Origin of the sequence: Methylophaga sp., assembly GCF_009711715.1 — a bacterium.
GTDB lineage: Bacteria > Pseudomonadota > Gammaproteobacteria > Nitrosococcales > Methylophagaceae > Methylophaga.
In genome coordinates, this window is the sequence record NZ_VENF01000009.1 from 133,867 (window position 1) to 159,857 (window position 25,991).

The window sequence follows — 25,991 nt, forward strand, 5'->3', positions numbered from 1 at the left end:
GCGGGTTGGAATAATGAAGTTTGTAGATGAGGCGAAAATCAAGGTCATGGCCGGTGCCGGTGGTAACGGCTGCCTGAGCTTTCGCCGCGAAAAGTTCATTCCTTTCGGGGGACCCGATGGGGGAGACGGTGGTGACGGTGGTGATGTCTATCTGCTGGCCGACACCCAGGTCAATACCCTGATTGATTTTCGTTATCAGCGTCATTTCAAGGCTGAGCGCGGCGAACATGGTCGCGGCCGCCTGTGTAGCGGTGCCCGTGGACAGGATCTGGTCATCAAGGTGCCGGTCGGCACTGAAGCCTGGGATGATGACACCAACGAACTGATTGGTGACCTGACTGAAGCCGGGCAGAAACTGATGGTTGCCAAAGGCGGCTGGCACGGTCTGGGCAATGCCCGTTACAAATCCAGTATTAACCGTGCCCCGCGTCAGACCTCTGATGGTACGCCCGGTGAAGAGCGTAACCTGCGCCTGGAGATGAAACTGCTGGCCGATGTCGGTTTGCTGGGTCTGCCTAATGCCGGTAAATCCACCTTTATCAGTCAGGTCTCCGCGGCTCAGCCAAAAGTGGCTGATTATCCGTTTACCACGCTGTATCCCAACCTGGGTGTGGTCACCCTCAAAGATGTCCGCAGTTTTGTGATTGCCGATGTACCCGGGCTGGTTGAAGGGGCTGCTGAAGGCGCCGGTTTGGGTATCCAGTTCCTGCGTCACCTGACCCGCACCCGTCTGCTGTTGCACCTGGTGGATATGGCGCCAGTCGATGTTGATCAGGATCCAGTTGAAAGCGTTAAAACCATCAACCGTGAGTTGGAGCGCTACAGTGAAGCACTGGGCAGCCAGGATCAATGGCTGGTGTTGAATAAAATGGATCTGGTACCTAAAGATATCCGTGAGGAGCTGAGTCGCGAAGTGATTGACAGGCTGGGCTGGCAGGGTAAGGTTTATCAGATCAGCGGTCAGACTGGGGAAGGCTGTGATCAGCTTTGTGAAGATGTCATGGCTTACCTGGAACATAGCCGCGAACAGGAACAGTCTGCCGAAGACGATAACAAGGAATAACAAGTCGTGACCGAACCTCACCAGCAGCTCATTCATACTAAACGCTGGGTCATCAAAATCGGCAGTGCGCTGCTGACCCGGCTTGGTGAGGGGCTGGATATCGAACGTATTCGCTGGCTCAGTGGCGAAATTGCGGAGTTGCGGCGTCAAGGCAAGGAAGTCGTGCTGGTCACCTCCGGTTCAGTAGCGGCCGGTATGCAGCGTCTTGGCTGGCAACGTCGTCCCCATGAAGTCCATAAACTGCAGGCGGCCGCCAGTGTCGGCCAGATGGGACTGGTCAATGCCTATGCGACGGAATGTAGCAAACACGGTATCCAGACCGCGCAGATTCTGCTCACCCATTCCGACCTCTCTGATCGGGTACGTCATCTGAATGCCCGCAGTGCGTTACATACCTTGCTGGAACTGGGCATTTTGCCCGTGGTAAATGAGAATGACACGATTGCTACCGAAGAGATTCGTTTCGGCGATAACGATACTCTGGCAGCGATGACTGCCAACCTGGTCGAGGCAGATGTACTGGTGATTCTGACTGATCAGGATGGTCTGTTTGATTCCGATCCCAGAAGTAATCCTGACGCACGTATGATCGCAGCTTCAGCGGCCAGTAATCCGGCCCTTGATCAAATGGCCGGGGACAGTAAAGGCGAACTGGGCCGGGGAGGAATGACCACCAAATTACTGGCTGCCCGACGGGCGGCACGTTCAGGCGCTTATACGGTAATTCTGTCGGGTAAGTATCCTGACAACCTGCGTCATCTGGCGGCGGGGAATGGCGTCGGTACTTTACTGTGGCCCGACAACAAACCCATAAAAGCCCGTCAGCAGTGGTTGGTCGGACATTTGATTCCCAAGGGGCAGATCGTGCTGGATGATGGTGCGGTGGCGGTGATACGTGAAAAAGGCCGCAGCGTACTGCCGGTCGGGGTGAAACATGTTGAAGGTGACTTCACCCGGGGGGAACTGGTCATTTGCCGGGACCTGAAGGGGCGAGAGATTGCCCGTGGTCTCAGTAATTACAGCGCTGATGAGGCGAATCGCATTAAAGGCCATGCCAGTGCTGAGATCGAACAATTGCTGGGTTATGTGGATGAACCCGAGTTGATCCATCGCGATAATCTGGTGGTGACCAGTTAGAACCAACAGGCATAAAAAAACCGGCTGAAGCCGGTTTTTTTAAAAGCTTTGCAGCTTTAAATTACATTGCGCGAACAGCGTTGTTCAGGCGGCTCTTACCGCGAGCAGCAGTATTCTTGTGAATAATGCCTTTACGTGCCATACGGTCCAGTTGAGGTACAGCAGCTTGGAAAGCAGCAACAGCTTTTTCTTTATCACCAGCTGCAATTGCTTTTCTCAGTGCTTTGATGCTGGTACGCATCGCTGAACGTTGGCTGGCGTTGCGCTGACGGTGTACTTCCGCTTGACGCGCGCGTTTTCTTGCTTGTGCCGAGTTTGCCAAAGTGCTTCTCCTAAAAATTCAGCTATCAATATCAGATGAACACGCCATTATCCTGATTTTCATCTGCTTTGTAAATGGTATGATGAGAAAATTTTCTCATGAGGTATTTATGCGCATTATAACCGTAAACGTGAATGGGATCAGGGCTGCGGCACGTAAAGGTTTCTTCGACTGGCTGTTAAAACAGAATGCCGATGTGGTCTGCATTCAGGAAACCAAGGCTCAGGTGCATCAACTCGAGGATGAAGTGTTCACGCCCCGGGGTTATCACTGTTATTACCATGATGCCGAGCGCAAAGGCTATAGCGGTGTGGCACTGTATAGCCGGCATGAACCTGATGAAGTGATTGTCGGCATGGATAATCCTGAATTCGATGCTGAAGGCCGTTATATTGAGGCCCGTTTTGGCAAACTAAGTGTGATTTCGCTCTATCTGCCGTCAGGGTCTTCCAAGGAAGAACGTCAGCAGGCCAAATATCGCTGCATGGAATTTTTTGAAAAGAAAATGCAGGAAATGAAAGACTCCGGGCGTGACTATGTGATCACCGGTGACTGGAATATTGCGCATAAAAACGAGGATATCCGTAATTGGAAGGCCAACCAGAAAAACTCCGGTTTCCTGCCTGAAGAGCGTGCGTGGCTGGACAAGCTGTTTGATGAAATGGGCTTTATTGATGCCTTTCGCGAACTGCCGCAGGAAGAGCATGAATACACCTGGTGGTCGAACCGTGGCCGCGCCTGGGATAACAACGTGGGGTGGCGGATTGACTACCAGGTGTTGTCACCGTCGATGAAAGGCACCGTCAAGGCAACGGATATCTATAAGGACGAACGTTTTTCAGATCATGCACCGCTGACGATAGATTACGATTACGACATTGAATCAGGCTCAGCAGAATGAATAATCGGTTTGAACATGCGGCGATACTGGCTGGGTGACAACCCGGTTCTTCGTTTAAATAAACGACGAAAAAAAGAGGCGTCCTCATAGCCGGTATCAATGCTGATCTCATCAACCGGAAGCTGAGTTTGCTCAAGCAGACGCTTGGCTGCCTCAATGCGAACATTTTGCAGGTAATCAATTAAGGTCGAACCTGTAGCATTTTTGAATCTGCGCTTAAGGGTTCGAGAGGGAATATTCGCCTGATCCAGCGTAAGTTGAATCGCATGACTGTTTTTGTAGTGACGTTTCAGCGCTTCTTCACACTCAGCAACGAGGTGATCACTATGCCGGTTATTTCTTAACAGGGAGTGATAGGGCAACTGCCCTTCATCATGCCATTTAAGTAAATAAACCTGAGCAATTCTGACCGCTTCAGCCGGGCTAACATGTTTTGAGATGATGTAAATAGCCAGATCATGCCAGGATGTGGTGCCACCGGCAGTCACTATTTTTCCAGCGCTGTCCGCGATAACCAGGTTTGGCTCCGGTTTGAACCTTACCTTAGGGTAGTGCTTGCGGAAAAGATCCTGATAGCCCCAGTGTGATGTGGCCTGACATTCATCGAGCAGGCCTGTTTCAGCCAGCATGACCGCGCCGGAACAGGCGGAGTAGATATAAACCCCCGCTTCATACTGCTGTTTTATCCACTGTACCAGTGTCGGATAGCGGCCCGTGAATGGTTCATCCGGCCCCAGCCAGATTTCAGGCAGGATCAAAATATCCGGAAGCGTGCTGGGTTGATGAAAATCTTCGTCGGGTAGAACCGGGATATTGTTGCCACAAAAAAACTGTTTGAGACCGGGAGAGACGATACTGACGGCAAAGGGCGAGGTCTTTACGCCATTTCTCGACAGTGTCTGCCAGATATTACCGGTTGCCATCAGCACGTCTTTCAAGCCATACAACGCCGAACCGGCCGTTTCCGGTATGGCAACAATAAATACCTGCAGCGGCTTTGTATTCAGTGATGGCATAAATAACCCGTTTTTAGGTTTTTTGCATCTTATACCGACCTGGCGCTAAGCATAATCTAAGCATACTTCATTAATAGCTAATGAAGATGACTTTTGAGGTATATGCGATGAATATCATGAATAATGCTTATCTGGATCAGGAAAATAAATTTCCATTCAGCCACCAGTATCAACGCTGTGTTATGGCATCAAAACGAATTTCATGGCGAATTGAAGAGGATGTCATTCGGGGTAGAGAATTCGACGGGCAGGAAAAGTTTTTGCCTGATTCTTTATCCCTGGTAGAACAGCTCAGTTTTCTGAGTCGGGCTGATCAGGTTTTTTTCAGCCAGGTACAGGGACGGACCTATGCCCATATCTTTGGTCTGGTGGAACGTTTTATCAATGCCAAAGTGCTGGAGCTGGGCCAACAGCATGTGCTGGGCGATCAAGTTGCACTGGAAGCACTGGTCAGATTCAGTGATGAGGAAATTAAACATCAGGCCCTGTTCCGTCGTATAGAAATGATGACGGCCGCGGTCATGCCCGAGGGCTATAGTTTTGCTATTGATCCCAATGAGATAGCACAGGCAGTTTTATCCAAATCGACCTGGGCAGTGCTTGGCCTGACTTGCCATATCGAGTTATTCACTCAGCAACATTATCGACAGAGTATTGCCCTCTGTGATGGCTTGTCGCCGCTGTATAAAGATGTTTTTCTGTTTCACTGGAGAGAAGAATCACAACATGCCATTCTGGATGAGATTGAATGGCGTGAAGAAGATAAAAAACTCTCTGTTCAACAGCGTGACGTGGCGGTTGATGATTTGATTGCGTTGGTGGCTGCCGTGGATCAGATTCTGCAACAGCAGGCTGAAACGGATGCCGCTTATTTTGTTTCGGCTTCACTGGCAAACTATAACGAACAGCAGAAAAGCGCAATTACAGTCACTTTTCTGCGTGCTTACCGCTGGCAATATATTGTGTCAGGTCTGAAACACACCCGCTTCATTCATATTTTGGCTGAACTGGTCAGCCAGACTCAGATGGACAGAATCAATCAGGCACTGGCACCGTTGATGAAGTCAGTCATTTGAACAGTTAATCCCATATCCCGGCGCTGAGCCGGGATATGGGAGGCTGTTATCCTGGTTGTGGGTCAGTATAGTGAAGCCTGCACACAGCGGAGAATGTCGTAATCGTATTGCTCATCAAGGGCCTGATAAAGGGTTTTCAGGCTTGCAGCCTGTTCACCCAGAGACTCGATAGTTACGATGATTTCCTTCAGATCGGCTTCTTGCAGATCCAGCACATTTTTAATATCCAGCAGGCCGGCATTGATGCCTTCAGCCAGATGGCTATAAACAGTGCTTTCCTTGAGCGCTCGGTCGGTGGCGATCTGAATTGGACTCAGCCCCTGTTCATGCAGCATCAATGTCTGATTGACAGTATCGCTCAGACCATTGTTGAGCAGCTCGGAGAGGGGATGCCGGCGGATAATATCGACAAACTGCTGGCCGTATTGCGACAGTTTCTGTTCACCAACACCACTGATGCGGCGCATGGCCTCTAAATCCGCGGGTCGATACTGGCACATTTCCTGTAACGTTGCGTCGTGAAAGATGACATAAGGCGGAACGCCATGGGTTTTAGCTATCTCCGCGCGGTACTGGCGTAATGCTTCCCATAAAGCCTCATCCTGAGGGCGGACGGTGGTTTGTTTTTTGCCTGATTTCGCCGTTTTTTGCCGTTCCTGTTGTTTACGCAAAAGCAGAGTTTGTTCGCCACGCAACACCGCCCGGCATTTTTCAGTCAGTTTCAGGGCGCCATAGGCATTGATATCGATATCCAGATAACCGGTTGCAATTAACTGGCGGAAGATGCCGCGCCATTGTGTCGCATTGAGTTCGGTACCGATACCAAAGGTGCTGAGCTGATCATGCTGATTGCTTTTAATCCGCTCATCATCATTACCCAGCAGAATATCGATCAGATAATTCACGCCGAAACGCTGGCCGCTGCGAAACACGCAGGACAGGGCTTTTTGCGCGACTTCAGTGGCATCAAAATGCTCAGGCGGGTTCTGGCAGTTATCACACTGGCCACATTGTTCCGGCGCTTTTTCATCGAAATAGGCGAGCAGGGCATGACGGCGGCAGGTAATGAGTTCACATAAGCCGAGCATCGCTTCCAGTTTGTGATGCTCGACCCGCTTGATGAGATCGGGCGCATCGGAATCCTGCATAAACTGTCGCAGGGTAATGACATCCTGCAGGCCGTAGGCCATCCAGGCATTGGCTGGCAAGCCATCGCGACCGGCGCGGCCTGTTTCCTGGTAATAGGCCTCGATATTTTTAGGCAGGTTGAGATGAGCGACGAAGCGGACATCGGGTTTGTCGATGCCCATACCAAAAGCAATGGTCGCCACGATAATCACGCCTTCCTCGCGTAGAAAACGCTGCTGGGTATGGGTGCGTAACTCGGCTGGCAGGCCAGCGTGATAAGGCAAAGCGACTCGTCCCTGCTCCTGCAGCCATTCTGCAATCGCTTCCACTTTTTTTCGCGACAGGCAGTAGACGATCCCGGCATCTTCGCTATGCTGACTGGAAATAAACTGCCACAGTTGCTGCTTGGCATTGCGCGCTTCGGCAATGGAATAAAAGATGTTCTGCCGGTCAAAGCTGTTGAGATAGACCTCGGCCTGCTGCAGGTTCAGTTGCTCGATGATCTCAATGCGGGTGCGTTTATCGGCCGTTGCGGTGAGGGCGATTCGCGGGACTTGCGGATAACGCTCATGCAGCATCCGCAGTTGCTGGTATTCAGGCCGGAAATCGTGTCCCCACTGCGAAACGCAATGCGCTTCATCGATAGCGAACAGGGCAATAGACAGGCGATCCAGCAAGTGCAGCATTCGTCCGCTGAGCAGGCGCTCGGGTGCAACATAGAGCAAATCAATCTCACCCGTTTCAAGCCGGGCTTCGACATCGCGAGCTTCAGTTGCCGACAGGCTGGAATTTAAAAAGGCGGCCTTGACGCCTAATTCTCTGAGCGCGACCACTTGGTCCTGCATCAGTGCAATTAACGGTGACACCACGACGGCAGTGCCGGAACGGACCAGCGCCGGAATCTGGTAACATAGCGATTTACCGCCACCGGTGGGCATCAGCACCAGGGCATCGCCACCCCCGATCACGTGGTCGACAATGGCAGCCTGATTATGACGAAAGTCGTTATAGCCAAAAACGTTCTGCAGCACATCCTGTGCGGTTTGTTCGGCAGTATCCATAAATAGTCAACAAATTGGCAAAGCGCCATTATGGCAAATTGATACCGGCTTCGCATGGCGGATACAGGTTAGCTTGGCTTGGTCAAACAGTCCGGGCTTTGCTGTTACTCAGTAAATGACTTATGCCTTATCCAGAATTTGTTGCTTTTTCTCGTTAAATTCGTTTTCCGTCAATATGCCCTTGTCCCGCAGCTTGGCGAGTTTTTCAATTTCGTCTGCGACACTGCGCTTGGCGTAATCCCCAATCACAACAGCACTGGGATTGGTAAACGACCATATCAGTGCGGCAATCCAGCCTAAAAATGTCCAGCCCAGCAAAAAATTAAGTAAAAAGATAGCGCCGGTAGAGGTATGGTCTCGCTGGGAAGCGACGATGGTTGGCAGAAAATAGAAGGCTAAAAAGATTGCAAGGATAATCAACTCGCCCATGCTTCCTCCGTAATTAATCGCATCAGAATCCATGCCGGTACATTCCACCGACCAGCCTCGTGAGGACCCTGGGCCGGACTAAAAAATTTCGATGAGATCCAGCGCGAGCTGCGGCACCTGCTTATCGGTAGACTGCTCATCAAAACTACTGAGACTGAGTCCTACCAACCTTACTGGTGTGGTACCGGCTTCGGTTCTTTTCAGCAGGACGGGTATCACGGTTTTCAGATCCTGCAGTGTAACAGGCTGTTCCAGTGTTGTTGCCCGGGTGACCTGCTGAAAATTGGCGTACTTGACCTTCACAGTGACAGTTCTGGCTTTGAGCTGCTGCTTATTCAGGTTTTCCAGTACGACACCGGCAAGCTCCAGCAGTTTTGCTGTGAGTTCGGGCACGGAAAGAACATCGTCGGCAAAAGTGGTCTCTTTGCCCAGTGACTTGCGGATACGCTGGCTGCGAACCGGGCGTTCATCAATGGCACGGGCGATATTGAAATAATACTGACCGGCCTTGCCGAAGCGCTCGGTCAATTCAGCCAGTGTTTTTTGACGCAGATCGAGGCCGGTCTCGATGCCCAGTTTTTTCATCTTGGTTTCGGTGGCGGGACCGATGCCGTGAAATTTGCCGACCGGCAAGGTTTCGACAAATTTTTCGCCCTGCTCGGGACGGATGACATAGAGACCATCAGGCTTGTCCATATCCGAGGCAATTTTGGCGAGAAACTTATTGTAGGACACACCGGCGGAAGCGGTGAGCCGGGTTTCCTCCAGTATTTCCCTTTTTATTGCCTGGGCTATAAGCGTAGCGGAGCCATTGAATTCGGCGGTATAGCTGACATCCAGGTAGGCTTCATCCAGTGATAAAGGTTCGACTTCGCTGGCATAACGCCAGAATATCTCGCGGATCTGTGAGGATACTTCGCGGTAGGCCTCAAACCGTGGCCGCACAAAAATCGCATGGGGACATAAACGGTAAGCCCGGGCACAGGGCATAGCGGAATGAATCCCGAACTTACGGGCTTCGTAACTGCAGGCGGCGACCACACCGCGGCTGTCCGGCTGACCGCCAACGATGAGCGGTTTGCCTAGATATTCGGGATGATCGCGCTGCTCCACCGATGCGAAAAAGGCATCCATATCGACGTGAATAATTTTACGTTGTCGGGTCATGGTGACTGAGCTGAACAGAGTTCTCGCTATTTTCTCATGAATGTTGACGGCAACGCAGCATGAGATTGCCGTTTGTTTGGTGGATTGCTGAATCGGTCGATGTTACTTTAACTGACTTAACCTCATCAGAGAGCGCAGCTTGATAGCAAAACTACATTCCTGGCAGGAAAGTCTCAAAGCGTTCGCCCACCCACGGGTGGTTACGATGCTGTTTTATGGTGTGGTCGCCGGTTTGCCGCTGTTGCTGATTTTTTCTTCTTTGAGCCTGTGGCTGCGCGAAGCCGGTGTGGAACGTGCTGCCGTCACCTATTTCAGTTGGGCGGCACTGGGCTATTCCTTCAAGTTTGTCTGGGCCCCGCTGATTGATGTGATTCCCTTACCCTTCCTGACCCGAAAGCTCGGACGGCGACGTGCCTGGCTGTTGTTATCGCAGCTGATGGTGATGCTGGCGATTGCGCTGATGGCGCTGGTAGATCCGGCCAGTCAGGGGCTGACTGCGATGGCACTGGCTGCAGTATTGCTTGGATTCTCGGCGGCGACGCAGGATATTGTCATTGACGCCTACCGCATCGAGTCCGCCGGAAAAGAGCTGCAGGCGCTGATGTCCGCCAGTTATATCGCCGGTTATCGCATCGGCATGCTGATCGCCGGCGCCGGCGCTTTGTTTCTCGCCAGTTATTTCGGTTCCAGTCTGGGCAGTTATGATTTCAATGCCTGGCAGATCACGTATCTGGCGATGAGTGGCTTTATGCTGATAGGCATATTCACCACGCTGGTGATAGATGAACCGGAAGTGAATCAGCACATCAGAACCCAGGTCGCCAGTGATTACGCCGGCTTGTTTTTTACTTTTGTGGTCGCTGTCAGTGGCTTTATCGCTTTTTTTGCGTCCAGCTCGGAACTGGCACTGCAGGCTAAGTTGATGGTGGCTGGCTGGGTATTTAATGCCAACCTCGCCGGTGTGCTGGTGGAAATGCTGCGACTGGCTATGGCTCTGGGAGTGGCTGTCGTGCTGGCGTTGTTCTGCCTGCGCTTTGAGTGGGTCAATAAGGCGCTGCTGAAACGCAGTTATCTGGAGCCGATTCAGGATTTCTTTCGACGTTATGGCTGGTCACTGGCCTGGCTGCTGCTGGCGCTGGTCGGCCTTTATCGCATATCGGACATTGTGCTTGGCGTGATTGCCAATGTGTTTTATCAGGATATGGGTTTCACCAAGCCACAGATAGCGACAGTGGTGAAAACATTTGGCCTGTTTATGACTTTGTTGGGTGGTTTTCTGGGTGGCATTCTCGCTGTGCGCTATGGGGTGATGCGGATTCTGATGCTGGGCGCCGTATTATCGGCGGCAACGAATCTGCTGTTTATGTTGCTGGCCGGTATGGGTAATGATGTGTGGATGCTGTATGTGGTCATTTCCGCCGATAATCTTTCCGGCGGTCTCGCCAGTGCGGCGTTTGTCGCCTTTTTGTCGAGCCTGACTAATATTTCCTTTACTGCCGTGCAGTACGCGATTTTTTCCTCACTGATGACGCTGCTGCCGAAAATGCTGGGTGGTTACTCCGGCACCATGGTCGATGCGATTGGCTACCAGGGATTCTTTTTATCGACGGCTTTGATGGGGCTGCCGGTGTTGTTGCTGATTATTCTGGCCAATAAACATTTTAATCTGGAGCAGTCATGAATCTTCGCAATCTGATTTTCCTGTTACTGATTGGCATGTTTGTCTGGCAGTGCCGGGCCGCTGAAACAGTGACTCTGGGGGCGGGGGTAAAAGTACCGGCAGCGCCTGAGCAGGCAGCCATCAGCAGTGCCGAGACCTTTGAATTCAATGATTACCTGATTACGCCGCTGGCCGACTTTTCCCTTGAGGCCAAGGTCTTGTCGCGGGAAGATTATTTTCTCGACAGGGAGAGTGATCTGGCACCGACTGACCTGGCGCTGGGCTGGCAACAGATGTCCGACGAATCGGTGTTGTCACAAATCGATATCAGCCAGTCAGGCCGCTGGTATCACTGGCGGGTAGAGGATTTTCCAATCCCGCGTAAGGCGATTGAGACCCAGAGTGCCAATATGCATATGGTGCCGGCCGATGAACATGTCGCTGTCATGCTGGATATGGTCAAGCCCGGTCAGCTTATCAAGCTTGAGGGTCAGTTGATCCTGGCTGAAAGCTATGACGGCTGGCGCTGGAAAAGCTCGCTGTCGCGCGAGGATACCGGTGCCAGTGCCTGTGAGCTGGTTTATGTGACGGCGCTGGAAATCCTGTCGCCTTAGGGCTTATTGCTCTTTCATAGCCGCCGCCCCTTCGGGTTGACGCTTTTTTCAGTCACAACAGAGGCGGAGGTCAAAGATCAACAAGCCCTAACTCGCTTTTTTCGCCAGTTGATAGCAGGGACGGTAAGCCTTTTTGTCCTGGCCCAGCTTCATGCGTTTTTCCTGAACAAAGATCTGCAGGATCTCATCTATCGCCTGCATAATCGCCGGGTCACCGTCAATTATGTAGGGACCATGTTTCGCTACCTCGCGGATACCGAAGGTTTTCACATTGCCAGCAACAATTCCGGAAAACGCCGACCGTATCTGACTGGCCAGTTCATGCTTGGGTAGCGCCGGATCCAGTTTCAGTGCGGCCATGTTGTCGTGAGTGGGCACAAACGGGAACTGCAGAATCGGGTCAATATTCAGTTGCCAGTTGAAATAGTAGGCATCCTGGCTGGCGTATCGATCCCGGTGAACCTGTTCCACTGCCTCGCGAATTTCGGTACCGACCTGATCCGGCTTACCGATGATGACTTTATACAGACTGGCGACTTCATCACCCAGACACTGACGCAGAAAATTATCCAGCGTTTCAAAGTAACTACGGCAGCACTCGGGGCCGGCAAAGACCAGCGGGATGCCCTGCCGGTTATCCGGGTGTAGCAGGATGCTGAGCAGATACATGATCTCTTCAACCGTCCCGACACCACCCGGGAATACCACGATCGCATGACCCAGCCGGACAAAGGCTTCCAGCCGTTTTTCGATATCGGGCATGATGACCAGTTCATTGACAATGGCGTTAGGGGATTCGGAAGCGATTATCCCGGGCTCACTGATACCGATGTAACGGCCATTTTTGATTTGCTGCTTGGCGTGCCCCACGGCCGCCCCTTTCATCGGGCCTTTCATCGCGCCGATACCGCAACCGGTGATGATATCAAGGCCTCTGAGACCCAGTTCATAACCGACATGCTTGGCATAGTCATATTCTTCACGCGGTATGGAGTGACCACCCCAGCAGACGACCAGGTTGGGTGAGACACCGGGCCTTACCACGCCGGCATTACGCAGGATACGGAATACCTTGTCGGTAATCTTGCCCGGATCATCAGCTTCTTCGGCCAGGATTTTGAAATCGGTATAAACAATATCGCGCAGCACCGATGACAGGTGCTCCAGGATACCGCGGATAATTTTGCCGTCGACAAAGGACTGCGCCGGTGCATTGAGAATTTCCAGCATCACCCCGCGCGGCTGGGGTTTAAGGCGAACATCAAAGTCGGCAAAAGTCTTGAAGATTTCTTCGGCATCGTCCTGTTCACTGTCGGTATTGAGAATCGCCAGAGAACAGTCACGGAACAGCTGATATAACTCGGCACTGGGATTACTCAGTTTATAGATTTCATCCTGCGACAGCAGGTTGAGACTGCGTACCGGGCGAATCGTGGTGTGGGCGACTTTGTTCATGCATGGGCCTTTATTGTTGTCATAGTTTGATGCTCCCACTGTTGCTGTGGCGAATCAATCCCCCGGCACTAAAATCACGCGGATTGGTGAGGTCTATCAGGACAGCAGGTTTTTACTGGCGAGCTTAACGCCGGGGTCATCGGGATCATTGCTGAGCCTGAATCCCAATTCTTCGGCCAGACGCTGCATATTAATATTGCTGGACAGGATTTCACCGTTAATCTGTTCAAAGCCCTGCTGGCGGGCGCTGGCAATCAACGCTTTCATCAACCGGGACCCAATACCGCGATGCTGCCATTCATCAGCCACCACCAGTGCAAACTCGCAGCTTTTGCCATCGGGATTCATAGTGTAACGGGCGACGCCGACCTCGACTTCTTCATCATCAATGTCGGTGACTGCAATCAGCGCCAGCTCACGGCTGTAGTCCAGCTGGGTAAAGCGAATCAGCATATCCTGAGTCAGTTCGTTAAGCCGCTGCATAAAGCGGAAATAACGTGACTCTGCCGACAGCTTGCGAAAGAAAGCTTGTTCGATCATGGCATCTTCAGGGCGAATCGGCCGGATCGTGATATTGCTGCCGTCCGGCAGTTGGTCGAGGCTAATCAACTGATTGGGATAAGGGTGGATCGCCAGATGATCGTAACGGTTAATGCCGGCTGGCTGATGGCCGACCTCTATCCGTGCATCCAGTGCCATTACGCCCTTTTCATCGGCAATCAGCGGGTTGATATCCAGCGATAGCAACTCGGGCAGTTCGCAGACCATTTCCGAAACGCGTAACAAAACCTGTATCAGCGACTGGCGGTTGATAGGGGGTAAACCCCGAAACTCACCCAGCAGACCAGATATCCTGGTTTCGGCAATCAGCCGTTCTGCCAGGAACTGATTCAGTGGCGGCAGCGCAATAGCGCGGTCCTGCAATACTTCGACCTTGATGCCGCCAGCGCCGAAGACGATAGCTGTACCAAACACCGGATCCCGGCTGGCACCGACCAGAAGCTCGCGACCGGACGGGGTCACATACATTGGCTCCACGGTGACATGAGTAGCGTAAGGGTTGCCCTGATGCACATGAACCTGTTCCAGCAGTTCGTTATAGGTCGTACGTACCGCCTGTGCATTATTGATATTAAGCCGGACGCCGCCAACTTCGGTCTTGTGGACGATTGACGGCGAGCTGATTTTCATCACTACCGGATAGCCCAGCGTCTCGGCTGCGACCAGTGCGGCATTGGCATTTTCACAGTTAATACTGAAACTGACCGGAATATTAAATGCTTTCAGCAAAGCACGGGATTCTGTTGTGCTCAGGGTCTGACGACCTTCCGCCAGTACACTGTCGATAATCAGTTTTGCACCTTCAACATCGGGGGCGCTGAGGGAAGCCAGCGGACCCGGCACCTGCATCAGCAGTTGCTGGTTGTCATGGAAGCGTGACAGGCAGGCAAAAGCTTCGACCGAAGACTCCGGGTTACTGAAACAGGGCAAATGGTGTTTGGCAAAGCGTTTGTCCGCTTCAGCAATCAAGTTCTGTCCCATCCAGCAGGCCAGCACGGGTTTGGACTGGTTTTGCTGGGCTTCGATAACGGCTTCCGCGCAAGCGTCCGGGTCAGTCATTGCCTGGGGAGACAACATTGCCAGTACGCCGTCGACATTGTCATCGGCAAGACAGGCTTTGACGGCATGCTGATAGCGTTCCGGAGACGCGTCGCCCAGGATATCGACCGGGTTACGCTGCGACCAGTGCGGTGGCAGTGACTTATCCAGAGCTGCCAGTGTCTCTGCCGATAATTCAGCCAGCTCAATATTAAGATCGACAGCGCGATCGGTTGCCATTACACCCAGGCCGCCGCCATTGGTCACAATTGCCAGCCGCCGACCATTAACCCGGCTCTGGGTAGACAGAATTTCTGCTGCGGCGAATAACTGCTGAATGCTGTCAGCACGGACCACACCGGCCCGTTTCAGCGCCGCGTTAAACACATCATCGCCGCCAATCATGGCGCCGGTATGCGTCATCGCGGCCTGGGAAGCCGCCTGATGGCGTCCGGCCTTGATCACCACCACCGGTTTCATTCTGGAAGCAATGCGCAAACCGCTCATAAAGCTGCGGGCATCACGGATACCCTCAACATAAAGCAGAATGCTCTGGGTTTTGGGATCCTGTGCCAGATAATCAAGCAGATCGCCAAAGTCGATATCTGCGGCATTGCCCAGAGAGACAATAGTAGAGAAGCCGACATCATTGGCGCAGGCCCAGTCCAGGATGGCCGTACATAGCGCACCGGACTGGGAAATCAGCGCCAGCTGTCCCGGCAGGGCGGTATTTTTGCTGAAAGTGGCATTCATACCGATGGACGGGCGGATGAGACCCAGACAGTTGGGCCCCAGTAGTTGCATCTGATAACGCTTGGCCATCTGAACCACGGTTTTTTCCAGGCCGCTGCCCTGACCCTGGCCCTCACTGAAGCCCGCCGAAATAATGATGGCCGCACTGACGCCATGTTCGCCGCACTGGCGGATAATATCGGGTACCGTCTCTGCCGGTGTGGCAATGACGGCCAGATCGATGGCCTTGGGCGCATCTTCGATGCGCTCGAAGCAGGGTTGGCTCAGTACCTTTTTGTGTTTGGGGTTGATGGCATAAACTGGGCCGCGGAAATCACCATTAAGCAGGTTCTCAAATACGCGCCTGCCCACAGCGTTTTGCTCTTCGCTGGCACCGAAAACGGCGATGCCTCGGGGAGAAAACAGGCGATCCAGATAATGCGTATTCATGACTTCTTCCTGATAAGCTATCGGCATATGATCTTTCCGGCATGACTGGCACCGATGACCTTAGCATTAATTTCGCACCCCGACTGCTCGCTGCATCAAACCGTATCCTATCACCCGGAAACGGCCGAGCGACTAACGGCGATCCATGATCAACTGCTCGCCAGTGGGCTGGAAATGATATTACATCAATATCAGGCGCCACTGGTGACACGTGAACAGCTCCAGCGTGTTCATGACAGCAATTATCTCGATGATATTTTTCATAAGCTCGACGACCAGGAGCAGGCCTGGCTGGATGCTGACACCCTGATGATGCAGGGCACGCTGGCTGCAGCCAGACGCGCAGCCGGTGCGGTGGTTGAAGCGGTGGAACTGGTGATGCAGGACCGTCACCAGATCGCTTTTTGTGCTGTCAGGCCACCCGGTCACCATGCCGAGCGGGATAAAGCGATGGGATTTTGCCTGTTTAACAATATTGCCGTTGGTGCTGCGCATGCGCTGCAACAGTGGGGGGTCAGTAAACTGGCCGTTATCGATTTTGATGCCCATTTCGGTAACGGTACCGAGCAGATGTTTGCTGACAATGAACAGGTCATGATCTGCTCCTGTTTTCAGCATCCTTTTTATCCGGGCTGTGGTCAGCCGAGTTATGACGGACATATTATCAATGTGCCGCTTGCGGCTGGTGCCGGTGGCGCTGAACTCAAAGCCGGGGTTGAACAGCACTGGTTGCCCGCACTGGAGAAATTTGAGCCGGAATTGATTCTGATTTCAGCCGGTTTTGATGGCCATCGTGAGGATGACATGTCGGAACTGGAGCTGGTCGAAGAAGATTATGCCTGGCTGAGTGAGCAAATAAAGGCTGTGGCGGATCGCTATGCGGGGGGCCGGATTGTCTCTGTACTGGAGGGCGGCTATGCGCTATCAGCACTGGGTCGGAGTGTGGTGGCCCATCTGAAGGCCCTGCTGGGCTGAGTTATAAATAAGCCCCTGTTGAGGGGCTTATTTATACAAACCTATCGTAGGTGTAAATTAAAACGGGATATCGTCGTCGTAGTAATCGGCATCACCACCGTAATCGGGACCGGCAGAACTGGAAGCCGGCTGCGGAGCGTTGTAGCCGCCTGATTGCTGCTGCGGACGCTGGTCAAACGAGGTATCGCTTCCGCCGCCGCTGCCACCTTTGCTGTCTAGCATAGTCATTTCATTGCCAACAATTTCGGTGGTGTAGCGATCCTGGCCGTTCTGGTCCTGCCATTTGCGGGTCTGAATACGACCTTCGATATAAACCTGAGACCCTTTATGCAGATACTGCTGGGCAATTTCGCCCAGTTTGTTACGCAGCACAACGCGGTGCCATTCAGTGCGTTCCTGGCGCTCGCCGGTCTGACGATCTTTCCAGGTTTCCGAAGTGGCAATACGCAGGTTGCAGATCGAGCCACCGTTAGGGAAAGCGCGGCTTTCGGGTTCGGTACCCAGGCGGCCGACGAGAATGACCTTGTTTACTGACATGGCAAAATCCTTGGTTGAAATTTAATGTTTTATTCTACGATGCTAACGCTGAAAAGCGAAAGCCTCCAGTTCCGACAGATTGGTTTCGTCCGGTGAGAACTTGACGTAAGCCACTTGCTCTTCAGGCACCACGATGGTTTCCTTGACGCCTTTGACAGCATTGAGCTTGTTGATAAATAAGTCGATATCGGCCAGCGCAGTGTCACTCATATGAATAATCCGGTTGCTGTAATGACGCGGCGCCTGCATCGGCAGTACCAGCAACAGCCAGATCCCAATCAGCAGGCTGCTCGCATAAAAAATACCGTCCAGACCGAAGCGGGCATAGAGCATGCCTCCCATCGCGCCGCCGATAAAGGCGCCGAGAAACTGGGCACTGGAATAAATGCCCATTGCCGTGCCCTTGTTTTCCAAGGGACTGAGCTTGGACATCATTGACGGCAGGCTGGCCTCCAGAATATTAAAGCCGGTAAAGAACAGCCACAGAAACAGCAGTATCGAGGCCAGTGAGCCGGGCATGATGGCCCAGCCCAGCTGAGCAATCCCCAGCACGGCGATGGCGCCGAGGAAGACGGCTTTCATCTTGCGTTTTTTCTCAGCGATGATAATAAACGGCACCATTGTCACAAAAGCCAGCAACAGAATCGGCAGATAAGCTAGGGCATGCTGGCTTTTCGCCAACCCGGCAACATTCTGCAGTGCCAGTGGCAGGGCAAAAAAGCTGGTGGTTAGAAGCAGATGCAGCACCATGATGCTGAATACCAGGCGCATGATTTGCGGGTTGGCCAGTACGTTTTTAAATTGTTTTGGAACCGGTTCAATATCACGATGACTAACATGGCGATGGGGTGATGGCACCCAGAAATGCAGGACAGCCAGCCCCAGCAAGGCCATCAGGGCGGTCGCCCAGAAAATGCCGGACAGGCCTATCCAGTGCTCAAGCGCCGCACCGGTCGCCAGCGCAACCGAGAAAGACAGACCGATACTGATGCCGATGCTGGCCATCGCCTTGGTGCGCTGCTCGTCACGGGTCAAATCAGCCGTCAGCGCCATCACTGCCGCGGCAATGGCCCCGCTGCCCTGTAGCAGGCGGCCAACAATGACCATTTCAATGCTGTTTGCCATGGCAGCGACCACACTGCCGGCAGCAAATAAAATCAGCCCGAGACTGATAATCCGCTTGCGACCAAAGCGATCCGAAAGCATGCCGAATGGTATCTGCAGTACCGCCTGGGTAAGCCCGTAGGCACCGATGGCAAGGCCAATCAGCATCGGTGTGCTGCCGCTGTATTGATGAGCCGAAATCGAGAATACCGGCAGGATCATGAACAGACCCAGCATTCTCAGGGCAAAAATGAGAGAGAGGCCTGAAATGCTGCGTTTTTCCAACGCCGTCATTGAGGTCGAATCAGTTTGTCTTTGCGTCATGATAGTTGGACAGAGTATATTGATCCGTTTGATTTTACTACGGAAACCTGATGAAAAATATAAGCGTTCCCGGGATGAAGCAAATCAGCATCCGTGGGGCCCGAACCCACAACCTGAAGAACATTGATCTGGATCTGCCCAGAGATGCGCTGATTGTGATTACCGGCCTGTCCGGGTCGGGAAAATCCTCGCTGGCGTTCGACACATTATACGCAGAAGGTCAGCGTCGCTATGTCGAATCTCTGTCTGCTTATGCGCGTCAGTTCCTGTCGATGATGGAAAAGCCTGATGTTGATCATATCGAGGGGCTGTCACCAGCGATTTCCATCGAGCAGAAATCCACTTCGCACAACCCGCGTTCCACCGTGGGCACCATCACTGAAATATATGATTATCTGCGGCTGTTGTTTGCCCGCGCCGGTGAACCACGCTGTCCGACCCATCAGCAACCGCTGGCCGCGCAGACGGTCAGCCAGATGGTCGATATGGTGCTCGACATGCCGGAAGGCAAAAAGCTGATGCTGCTGGCGCCGGTGATTCAGGATCGCAAAGGCGAACATCGCGATGTACTGGAAGAGCTGCGGATTCAGGGTTTTGTCCGTGCCCGCGTGAATGGCCAGGTGATCGAACTGGACAATCCCCCGGAACTTGAACTCCGAAAGAAACATACGATTGAAGCGGTTGTAGACCGTTTCAAAGTCCGTGACGACCTGCAGCAGCGGCTCGCCGAGTCGTTTGAAACCGCGTTGAAAATGGCCGATGGCGTGGCCAAAGTTGTCGATATGGATGACGAAAGCGATGAGACCCTCTTCTCGGCGCGTTTTGCCTGTCCTCAATGCGGTTACTCGATTCCCGAACTGGAACCACGGATGTTTTCATTCAACAATCCGGCCGGTGCCTGTGGTACCTGTGACGGCCTGGGGATTAAACAATTTGTTGATCCGGCCCGCGTTGTCGCACATCCGGAAATGAGTCTGACTGCCGGTGCCATTCGTGGCTGGGATCGTCGTAATGCCTATTACTACCAGATGCTGCAATCGCTGGCGAAGCACTATCAGTTTGATCTGGAAATGCCTTTTGAGGCCTTGTCTGAGGAAGTCCGCCAGGTCCTGCTGTTTGGTAGCGGTAACACGTCGATTGACTTCAAGTACATGGGCGATCGGGGCAAACAGGTCACGCGCAAGCACCCGTTTGAAGGCATTATCCCGAATATGCAGCGTCGTTATCATGAAACCGAGTCCAACAGCGTGCGCGAGGAACTGGCCCGTTTCCATTCCGTCCGTGCCTGCCCTGACTGTCACGGAACCCGGCTGACACAGGCCTCGCGGCATGTCTTTGTTCAGGAGACTACGTTGCCGGAAGTGACCCAAATGCCGATCGGCGAAGCCAGCAAGTTTTTCGAGACCCTTAGCCTGCCGGGTAATCGGGGTGAAATCGCCGCCAAGATCATTACCGAAATCTCGGCCCGGCTGAGCTTCCTAGTCAACGTCGGTCTCGACTATCTGAACCTGGCACGCAGTGCCGAAACGCTGTCCGGTGGTGAGGCGCAGCGGATTCGTCTGGCCAGCCAGATTGGTGCCGGTCTGGTTGGCGTGATGTATATTCTCGACGAACCGTCGATTGGTCTGCATCAGCGTGATAATGACCGGTTGCTGGCGACCCTGACCCGGCTGCGCGATCTGGGCAATACCGTGATCGTGGTGGAGCATGATGAAGATGCGATCCGCACCGCCGATTTTGTACTGGATATTGGTCCCGGTGCCGGGGTTCATGGTGGGGAGATAGTCTGCCAGGGTTCGCCCCAGGATATTATGGATTGTGAGCAATCACTGACCGGCCAGTTCCTGTCGGGCAAACGTAAGATTGAGGTGCCATCGCAGCGGGAGAAATTCCATGCTGGCAAGGTCATCGGATTGCGTGGTGCCTGTGGTAACAATCTGCAGAATGTGGATATCGATATTCCGGTGGGGCTGATGACCTGTGTCACCGGTGTCTCTGGTTCGGGCAAGTCGACGCTCATTAATGAAACTTTGCTTAAACTCACCGCCAGAACACTCAACGGCTCCTCTGATGAGCCGGCACCGCATCAGGATATTCTGGGGCTGGATCAGCTGGATAAGGTTGTTGCGATTAATCAGAGCCCGATTGGCAGAACGCCGCGTTCCAACCCGGCGACCTACACCGGCTTGTTTACCCCGATCCGCGAACTGTTTGCCGGTACACCGGAAGCCCGTTCCCGCGGCTATGGACCCGGCCGTTTCAGTTTCAACGTTAAGGGCGGCCGCTGCGAAGCCTGTCAGGGCGATGGCCTGATCAAGGTCGAGATGCATTTCCTGCCAGATATTTATGTGCCCTGCGATGTCTGTAAAGGGGCGCGTTATAACCGTGAAACGCTGGATATCCGCTACAAGGGCAAAACCATCACTGATGTGCTGGATATGACTATTGAAGATGCCAATGTCTTTTTTGAAAATATTCCGGTTGTAGCGAAGAAACTGCAAACCCTGATCGATGTCGGCCTGACCTATATCAAATTGGGACAGAACGCGACCACCTTGTCCGGTGGTGAAGCGCAACGGGTCAAGCTCGCTAAAGAACTATCGAAACGCGATACCGGCAAGACCCTTTATGTGCTCGATGAGCCGACCACCGGCCTGCACTTTTACGATATCGAGCAACTGCTGAAAGTACTTCACAGCCTGCGCGATCGGGGCAACACCATCGTGGTGATTGAACACAACCTGGATGTGATTAAAACCGCAGACTGGATTATCGATATGGGACCGGAGGGCGGTTCCCGCGGCGGTATGGTGGTTGCTACCGGGACTCCGGAAGAAGTCGCTGATCATGAAACCTCCTACACCGGCCATTATCTCAAACCCTTGCTGAAACCATGAGTCTGGAACAGGAAATTAAACTCCAGGTCAGCCAGGATGAGGCGCTCAGTCTGGAGTGTCTCGACTGGCTGATGGCGTTACTGGAAGCGCCGAGCGAGCGCATTCATCTGCTCAGTACCTATTACGATACGCCCAATCGTGATCTGCAAAAATTCGGTGCCGGGCTGCGGCTGCGTCAGATCGGTGAACAGTGGCTGCAGACAGTCAAATGTACCGGTAAAACCGAACGGGGCCTTCATCAGCGCAAGGAGTGGGAGCATCAGCTGGCGGGGCCAGAATTTGATAAAGCCCTGTTAAATCAGACTGAACTGGCACCGCTGATCGAGGATGCAGCCATCTGGAATGCGCTTTCACCGCTATTTACTACCGAGTTCGAACGTCTGGTCTTGCCACTGCGGCTTACTGACGGTACACGTGTCGAAATGGCTTATGACCGTGGTGAAGTCCGAGCCGGAGACAGGCAAGCGATCATTCATGAAATTGAACTGGAATTGAAAGCGGGTGAGATAAAAAAAGTCCAGCAACTGGCTGACCGGCTCAAGGCCGCATTGCCGCTGCAATACAGTGATATCAGTAAAGCGGCGCAGGGATATGGTTTGGTTCAAGTTTATGAAAAATAAAGCTTTTATTTTTCCTGGTTTCAGAACAGACAAACCCCTGAATAGTTTGCTATAGTCGAACTGAAGCTTCTATCGATTCAACAACGCACAGTGCAGTTAACCGCTTGTTGTGCTGTGCTGCTTGTCTCACCCAAGCGAGTAGGAGTATCGACTATGAAGAAAAAATGGGTCGTCGTTGCCGAGAGTAGCCGCGCCAGAATCTTTTCGGTGGAAAGCCGAACCAGCCCGCTTAAAGAAGTTGATGATATGGTCAATGCGGCCAGCCGTCTCAAAGACGAAGAGCTGGTCACTGACGATGCCGGCCGGACTTTTGACAGTCATGGGCAGGGCGGTCGCCACGCGATGGAACCACGCACTGAGCCCAAGCAGACCGAAGTCATGCACTTTGCCCATGATTTGGGGGAGAGGCTGGAAAACGCGCGCCGTGTCGGTGATTATAACGATCTGGTTATCATCTCTTCACCGGGCTTTCTGGGTAAGCTCAAACAGAGCCTGGGGAGTGTGACGCAGAAGCATATCAGTCAGACGATTAATAAAAACCTGATTCATAAGAGTGAATCAGAAATCCGCGATTATCTGTTTCATTGAGGCAGCGAATGGCCGGTAACTTCGGTTATCGGCCAGTACTCATCGGGTCGACAGACCCTGCCCGGTTTCAAATTTCCAGGTACGGATAATCGTCAGCATGTCATTATCTTTCAGCACATTATCCGGTATCGCAGCGTACGGGGCACCGAGCCGGACAATCCGAACCGCGGCTTCATCCAGCACTTCATGACCGGAAGAACGTGAAATCACAATACCGCCGGCCGGTACGCTGCCGTCCGGGTTAATATCTACCGACAACATCAGGCTGCCGTTAAGGCCTTTACGCCGTGCTTCCTGCGGATAATTCATATTGCCGATATTCTCGACTTTCATTTCCCAGGCTTTCATATAGGCCGCTGCCGCAAACTCTTTAGTGGAAGCTGATATACGCCGTTTCTTGGGGCGATCGCTCAAAGCGCGCGTGGTTTCATTGAGCTTATTCTGCAAGTCATGAATTTCATTGCGTGCCTGCAGCATCATATCTCTGGCCGAGGGACGTGGTGGTGGCTCCGGTGCCACTTCGGCTTCCGGTTCCGGCGCAGTCTCGGCTTTTTCAACTTTCTCCACCTTGCGCTCAGCTTTTTCCTGCGTCAGTGTCTGCACCGGTTTTTCAGTTTGCGGTTTAACCGGTTCAGGGGGGACGGGTTTGGGCTCGGGTTCCGGTGGCGCAGGTTCCGGCTCCGGTGCAGGTGGTTCGGGAACCGGGTCCGGTTCAGTGACCGGTAGGGGTTCCGGTTCGATTTCAGCGGTGGCTATCGGTGGCACCGGTTCGGAACTGGGCGCTTCTTCTACAATCGGAACGGGTAAATCAGGGGTCGGTTCCGGCGTCGGGGTTTCAGTTTCGCCGCCACCTTCATTATCGGCCTGGGCGAGGAAATCGGCTTCTTCCGGCTTGATGCGATCCTGCTGTTTGACCAGGGTGATTTCCAGATTGTTGACTGGGGCATTGGTCGGTTCGGAAAAGACGTCAAAACTGATGCCGAGCACGATGATCAAGTGAATGATGATCGAGATCAGCAGGGTAAAGACCAGTCTGTCAGAGGCAGTGGTTCTTGCCATGGGTCACTAGGGTACCTGACGAATCAACGGCGTCTGCTCCGGATCACTCAACCTGACTTGCTCGGCCATTGCCGCTGTCATTTCGATCTGTCCGTCAGCTCGCATCAGCATAACATGATCAATCCCCAATGAAGCGGCAATTTGCGGCCAGTCTTCACCCGCCACAACCAGTGCGGTGGCCGCCGCATCTGCCCGGGCGGCCTGGGTATGAATGACTGTCACCGATATATTGTCGCGGGCAGGTTGTCCCGTTCGGGGATCAAGAATATGCGGATAGCGGGTGCCCTCATAAGTAAAGAAGCGTTCGTAATCACCCGAGGTGAAGACACTTTCATCGCCCTGAATGGCGACCGAGGCAATCATGCCACCTTCCTGACGCGGGTGACGGATACCGATGCGCCAGGGCCGATCACCATGACGGCCGATGGCACGCAGATCACCGCCGATATTGATAATTGCATTTTCAATACCCTGTTGTTTCAGTGCAGCAATGGCGGCATCGACTGCAGTGCCCTTGGCAAAACCACCGAATCCCAGTTTGACCATACGGTTATCACTGCTCAGCACACCGTCCTTGATCTGGATATCGTCCATGGTGGGTGCGGCTGCCAGCCAGCTATCGATTTTATCCTGTGCCGGTGGAGGCCGGGACTCGAACCAGTTGTCCTGATGATAGCCCCACAGCTCAAACAATTTTCCGGCTGCCGGGTTAAACAGGTGCTGACTGTCGCGGGCATAAAGCGCGGCTTCCTCAATCACAGCCGCTACTTCGGGTTTGATTTCAACGCTTTCGCCTGCAGCGATGGCTTCGTTGATGCGAGTCAGGGTACTGGGCTGCCAGGCATGCCAGGTGTCATTGACGTTATTGAATGCCTGTTCCAATGCCTCCACCGTTTTATCAGCGGTTACTGCATCGACGCCATAGAGGCTGACATCAATCTCGGTACCAAAGGCATAGAATTTGGCCTGGCGGGCGCGTTCGCTATCACCACAGGCAGAAACAAGCAGGCTGAGCACCAGTAAAAGCGGTATAAGGAATCGTTTCATTGTAGTCTTAGTTCAATCGCATTCATTAGATCAGCACCGATATTGAGCCCGAATTCACGGTCGAGTTCACGGATGCAAGTCGGGCTGGTCACATTGATTTCGGTGAGATAATCGCCAATCACGTCAAGACCGACAAAAATCAGCCCTTTTTCGCGCAATTTATCGCCCACTTGCTGACAAATCCAGCGATCACGCTCGGTCAGCGGCCGGCCTTCGGCACGGCCGCCGGCAGCGAGATTGCCGCGGGTTTCCCCCTGTGCAGGGATCCGGGCCAGGGCATAGGGCACCGGTTCACCGTCAATCAGCAGGATGCGTTTATCACCCTGACGAATCTCGGGCAGGTATTTCTGCGCCATCACCGACTTGCGACCATGGTCACTGAGGGTTTCGACGATGACCGAAAAATTGGGATCATCGCGGTTAATCCGGAAAATCGAAGCACCGCCCATCCCATCCAGCGGTTTCAGGATCATATCGCCATGTTCCTGCTGAAACTCACGAATCAGATGCTTGCGACGGGTGACCAGGGTCGGGGGACAGCATTGCGGGAACCAGGCTGTGAACAGTTTTTCATTGGCGTCACGCAGGCTCTGCGGATCATTGACAATCAATACCCCGGCCGCCTGTGCCTGTTCCAGCAGATAGGTGCTGTAAACATATTCCATATCGAAAGGCGGGTCCTTTCGCATCAAAATGGCATCCAGATCAGTGATAGGGCGGGTTTCACTGTCTCCCAACTCGTACCATTTGTCGGGGTTTTCAAACACTTTCAGTGGACGCATTTCGGCAAAGACCCTGCCATCGCGCAGAAACAGGTCCTGCTGTTCCATGTAGAGGATCTGCCAGCCCCGGCCCTGGGCGGCCAGTAACATCGCAAAGCTGCTATCTTTCTTGATATTAATCCGGGAGACCGGATCCATAACGATACCGACGGTGCGCTGCATATCCCACTCTGTGTACGCTGTGAAAAAGACAGCCCATTGTACCTGAAAGCCTGTTCTGGACGCAGATTTTGCATAGCCGAAAGGGC

At 53.1% G+C, this 25,991-nt stretch carries 22 protein-coding genes; 10 read left to right on the forward strand and 12 right to left on the reverse strand.

Going from position 1 to position 25,991, the window contains the following annotated elements; translation table 11 throughout:
- Positions 1 to 13: 13 nt before the first annotated feature.
- Complete coding sequence (gene cgtA / locus FH755_RS06930; protein WP_292439933.1) at positions 14 to 1,063, forward strand: Obg family GTPase CgtA; 1,050 nt, start codon at positions 14 to 16, stop codon at positions 1,061 to 1,063.
- A 6-nt stretch (positions 1,064 to 1,069) separates the two neighbouring features.
- Positions 1,070 to 2,200: a glutamate 5-kinase gene (proB, locus tag FH755_RS06935; RefSeq protein ID WP_292439935.1), complete on the forward strand. Its 1,131-nt coding sequence runs from the start codon at positions 1,070 to 1,072 to the stop codon at positions 2,198 to 2,200.
- A gap of 61 nt (positions 2,201 to 2,261) precedes the next feature.
- On the opposite strand, the gene rpsT is transcribed toward proB, so the two are convergent.
- On the reverse strand, positions 2,262 to 2,522 hold the full coding sequence (gene rpsT / locus FH755_RS06940) for a 30S ribosomal protein S20 (protein WP_266236012.1): 261 nt from the start codon (positions 2,520 to 2,522) through the stop codon (positions 2,262 to 2,264).
- A gap of 109 nt (positions 2,523 to 2,631) precedes the next feature.
- Here rpsT and FH755_RS06945 point away from each other — a divergent pair, with 109 nt between their 5' ends.
- Positions 2,632 to 3,423 carry an exodeoxyribonuclease III gene (locus FH755_RS06945; RefSeq protein WP_292439939.1) on the forward strand — a complete coding sequence of 264 codons (792 nt, stop codon included), beginning with the start codon at positions 2,632 to 2,634 and terminating at the stop codon, positions 3,421 to 3,423.
- Here FH755_RS06945 and FH755_RS06950 read toward each other — a convergent pair.
- Positions 3,393 to 4,439, reverse strand: a complete 1,047-nt coding sequence (locus tag FH755_RS06950; protein ID WP_292439942.1) for a helix-turn-helix domain-containing protein — start codon at positions 4,437 to 4,439, stop codon at positions 3,393 to 3,395. The genes FH755_RS06945 and FH755_RS06950 overlap by 31 nt on opposite strands.
- A gap of 107 nt (positions 4,440 to 4,546) precedes the next feature.
- On the opposite strand from FH755_RS06950, the gene FH755_RS06955 reads away from it, so the two are divergent.
- The gene (locus FH755_RS06955) at positions 4,547 to 5,515 is read left to right on the forward strand and encodes a hypothetical protein (RefSeq protein ID WP_292439943.1); all 969 of its coding nucleotides are present in this window, start codon (positions 4,547 to 4,549) and stop codon (positions 5,513 to 5,515) included.
- 62 nt (positions 5,516 to 5,577) lie between these two features.
- On the opposite strand, the gene recQ is transcribed toward FH755_RS06955, so the two are convergent.
- From recQ to dinB, 3 genes are all read right to left on the reverse strand, one after another.
- Positions 5,578 to 7,704: a DNA helicase RecQ gene (gene recQ, locus FH755_RS06960; RefSeq protein ID WP_292439945.1), complete on the reverse strand. Its 2,127-nt coding sequence runs from the start codon at positions 7,702 to 7,704 to the stop codon at positions 5,578 to 5,580.
- Between the two features lie 120 nt (positions 7,705 to 7,824).
- Positions 7,825 to 8,166 carry a superinfection immunity protein gene (locus FH755_RS06965; RefSeq protein WP_292439947.1) on the reverse strand — a complete coding sequence of 114 codons (342 nt, stop codon included), beginning with the start codon at positions 8,164 to 8,166 and terminating at the stop codon, positions 7,825 to 7,827.
- A gap of 45 nt (positions 8,167 to 8,211) precedes the next feature.
- Positions 8,212 to 9,300 carry a DNA polymerase IV gene (gene dinB / locus FH755_RS06970; protein WP_292439949.1) on the reverse strand — a complete coding sequence of 363 codons (1,089 nt, stop codon included), beginning with the start codon at positions 9,298 to 9,300 and terminating at the stop codon, positions 8,212 to 8,214.
- 139 nt (positions 9,301 to 9,439) lie between these two features.
- Between dinB and FH755_RS06975 the strand changes: the two genes are divergently transcribed.
- Both FH755_RS06975 and FH755_RS06980 read left to right on the forward strand, forming a co-directional pair.
- A complete protein-coding gene (locus FH755_RS06975; protein WP_292439950.1) occupies positions 9,440 to 10,981 on the forward strand; it encodes an MFS transporter in 1,542 nt (513 codons plus the stop codon).
- Positions 10,978 to 11,574, forward strand: coding sequence for a hypothetical protein (locus FH755_RS06980; RefSeq protein ID WP_292439952.1), 597 nt, complete (start codon positions 10,978 to 10,980; stop codon positions 11,572 to 11,574). Before FH755_RS06975 ends, FH755_RS06980 begins: the two co-directional genes overlap by 4 nt.
- An 87-nt stretch (positions 11,575 to 11,661) precedes the next feature.
- Here the strand turns inward: FH755_RS06980 and ppnN are convergent, their stop codons facing one another.
- Together ppnN and FH755_RS06990 are read right to left on the reverse strand one after the other, a co-directional pair.
- Positions 11,662 to 13,029, reverse strand: coding sequence for a nucleotide 5'-monophosphate nucleosidase PpnN (gene ppnN / locus FH755_RS06985; protein ID WP_292439957.1), 1,368 nt, complete (start codon positions 13,027 to 13,029; stop codon positions 11,662 to 11,664).
- Positions 13,030 to 13,125: 96 nt separating this feature from the next.
- A complete protein-coding gene (locus FH755_RS06990) occupies positions 13,126 to 15,837 on the reverse strand; it encodes a bifunctional acetate--CoA ligase family protein/GNAT family N-acetyltransferase (protein ID WP_292439959.1) in 2,712 nt (903 codons plus the stop codon).
- Positions 15,838 to 15,864: 27 nt separating this feature from the next.
- On the opposite strand from FH755_RS06990, the gene FH755_RS06995 reads away from it, so the two are divergent.
- Complete coding sequence (locus FH755_RS06995; RefSeq protein ID WP_292439960.1) at positions 15,865 to 16,785, forward strand: histone deacetylase family protein; 921 nt, start codon at positions 15,865 to 15,867, stop codon at positions 16,783 to 16,785.
- Positions 16,786 to 16,842: 57 nt separating this feature from the next.
- On the opposite strand, the gene ssb is transcribed toward FH755_RS06995, so the two are convergent.
- Both ssb and FH755_RS07005 read right to left on the reverse strand, forming a co-directional pair.
- A complete protein-coding gene (gene ssb / locus FH755_RS07000; protein ID WP_292439962.1) occupies positions 16,843 to 17,322 on the reverse strand; it encodes a single-stranded DNA-binding protein in 480 nt (159 codons plus the stop codon).
- A 42-nt stretch (positions 17,323 to 17,364) separates the two neighbouring features.
- Positions 17,365 to 18,750 carry an MFS transporter gene (locus tag FH755_RS07005; protein WP_292439964.1) on the reverse strand — a complete coding sequence of 462 codons (1,386 nt, stop codon included), beginning with the start codon at positions 18,748 to 18,750 and terminating at the stop codon, positions 17,365 to 17,367.
- A 74-nt stretch (positions 18,751 to 18,824) separates the two neighbouring features.
- Here FH755_RS07005 and uvrA point away from each other — a divergent pair, with 74 nt between their 5' ends.
- The 3 genes from uvrA (at position 18,825) to FH755_RS07020 (ending at position 22,855) form a co-directional block, all read left to right on the forward strand.
- Positions 18,825 to 21,647 carry an excinuclease ABC subunit UvrA gene (gene uvrA / locus FH755_RS07010; protein WP_292440269.1) on the forward strand — a complete coding sequence of 941 codons (2,823 nt, stop codon included), beginning with the start codon at positions 18,825 to 18,827 and terminating at the stop codon, positions 21,645 to 21,647.
- On the forward strand, positions 21,644 to 22,267 hold the full coding sequence (locus FH755_RS07015; RefSeq protein WP_292439966.1) for a CYTH domain-containing protein: 624 nt from the start codon (positions 21,644 to 21,646) through the stop codon (positions 22,265 to 22,267). Before uvrA ends, FH755_RS07015 begins: the two co-directional genes overlap by 4 nt.
- A gap of 153 nt (positions 22,268 to 22,420) precedes the next feature.
- Positions 22,421 to 22,855 (forward strand): host attachment protein, encoded by a 435-nt coding sequence (locus FH755_RS07020; RefSeq protein WP_292439968.1) that lies wholly within the window; start codon positions 22,421 to 22,423, stop codon positions 22,853 to 22,855.
- A 39-nt stretch (positions 22,856 to 22,894) separates the two neighbouring features.
- Here the strand turns inward: FH755_RS07020 and FH755_RS07025 are convergent, their stop codons facing one another.
- Genes FH755_RS07025 through gshB form a run of 3 tightly spaced genes read right to left on the reverse strand, consistent with a single transcriptional unit; the run spans position 22,895 to position 25,905 of the window.
- Positions 22,895 to 23,914 carry an energy transducer TonB gene (locus tag FH755_RS07025; protein ID WP_292439971.1) on the reverse strand — a complete coding sequence of 340 codons (1,020 nt, stop codon included), beginning with the start codon at positions 23,912 to 23,914 and terminating at the stop codon, positions 22,895 to 22,897.
- Positions 23,915 to 23,920: 6 nt separating this feature from the next.
- Positions 23,921 to 24,961 carry an FAD:protein FMN transferase gene (locus tag FH755_RS07030; protein ID WP_292439973.1) on the reverse strand — a complete coding sequence of 347 codons (1,041 nt, stop codon included), beginning with the start codon at positions 24,959 to 24,961 and terminating at the stop codon, positions 23,921 to 23,923.
- A complete protein-coding gene (gshB, locus tag FH755_RS07035) occupies positions 24,958 to 25,905 on the reverse strand; it encodes a glutathione synthase (RefSeq protein WP_292439975.1) in 948 nt (315 codons plus the stop codon). Before gshB ends, FH755_RS07030 begins: the two co-directional genes overlap by 4 nt.
- Positions 25,906 to 25,991 lie beyond the last annotated feature (86 nt).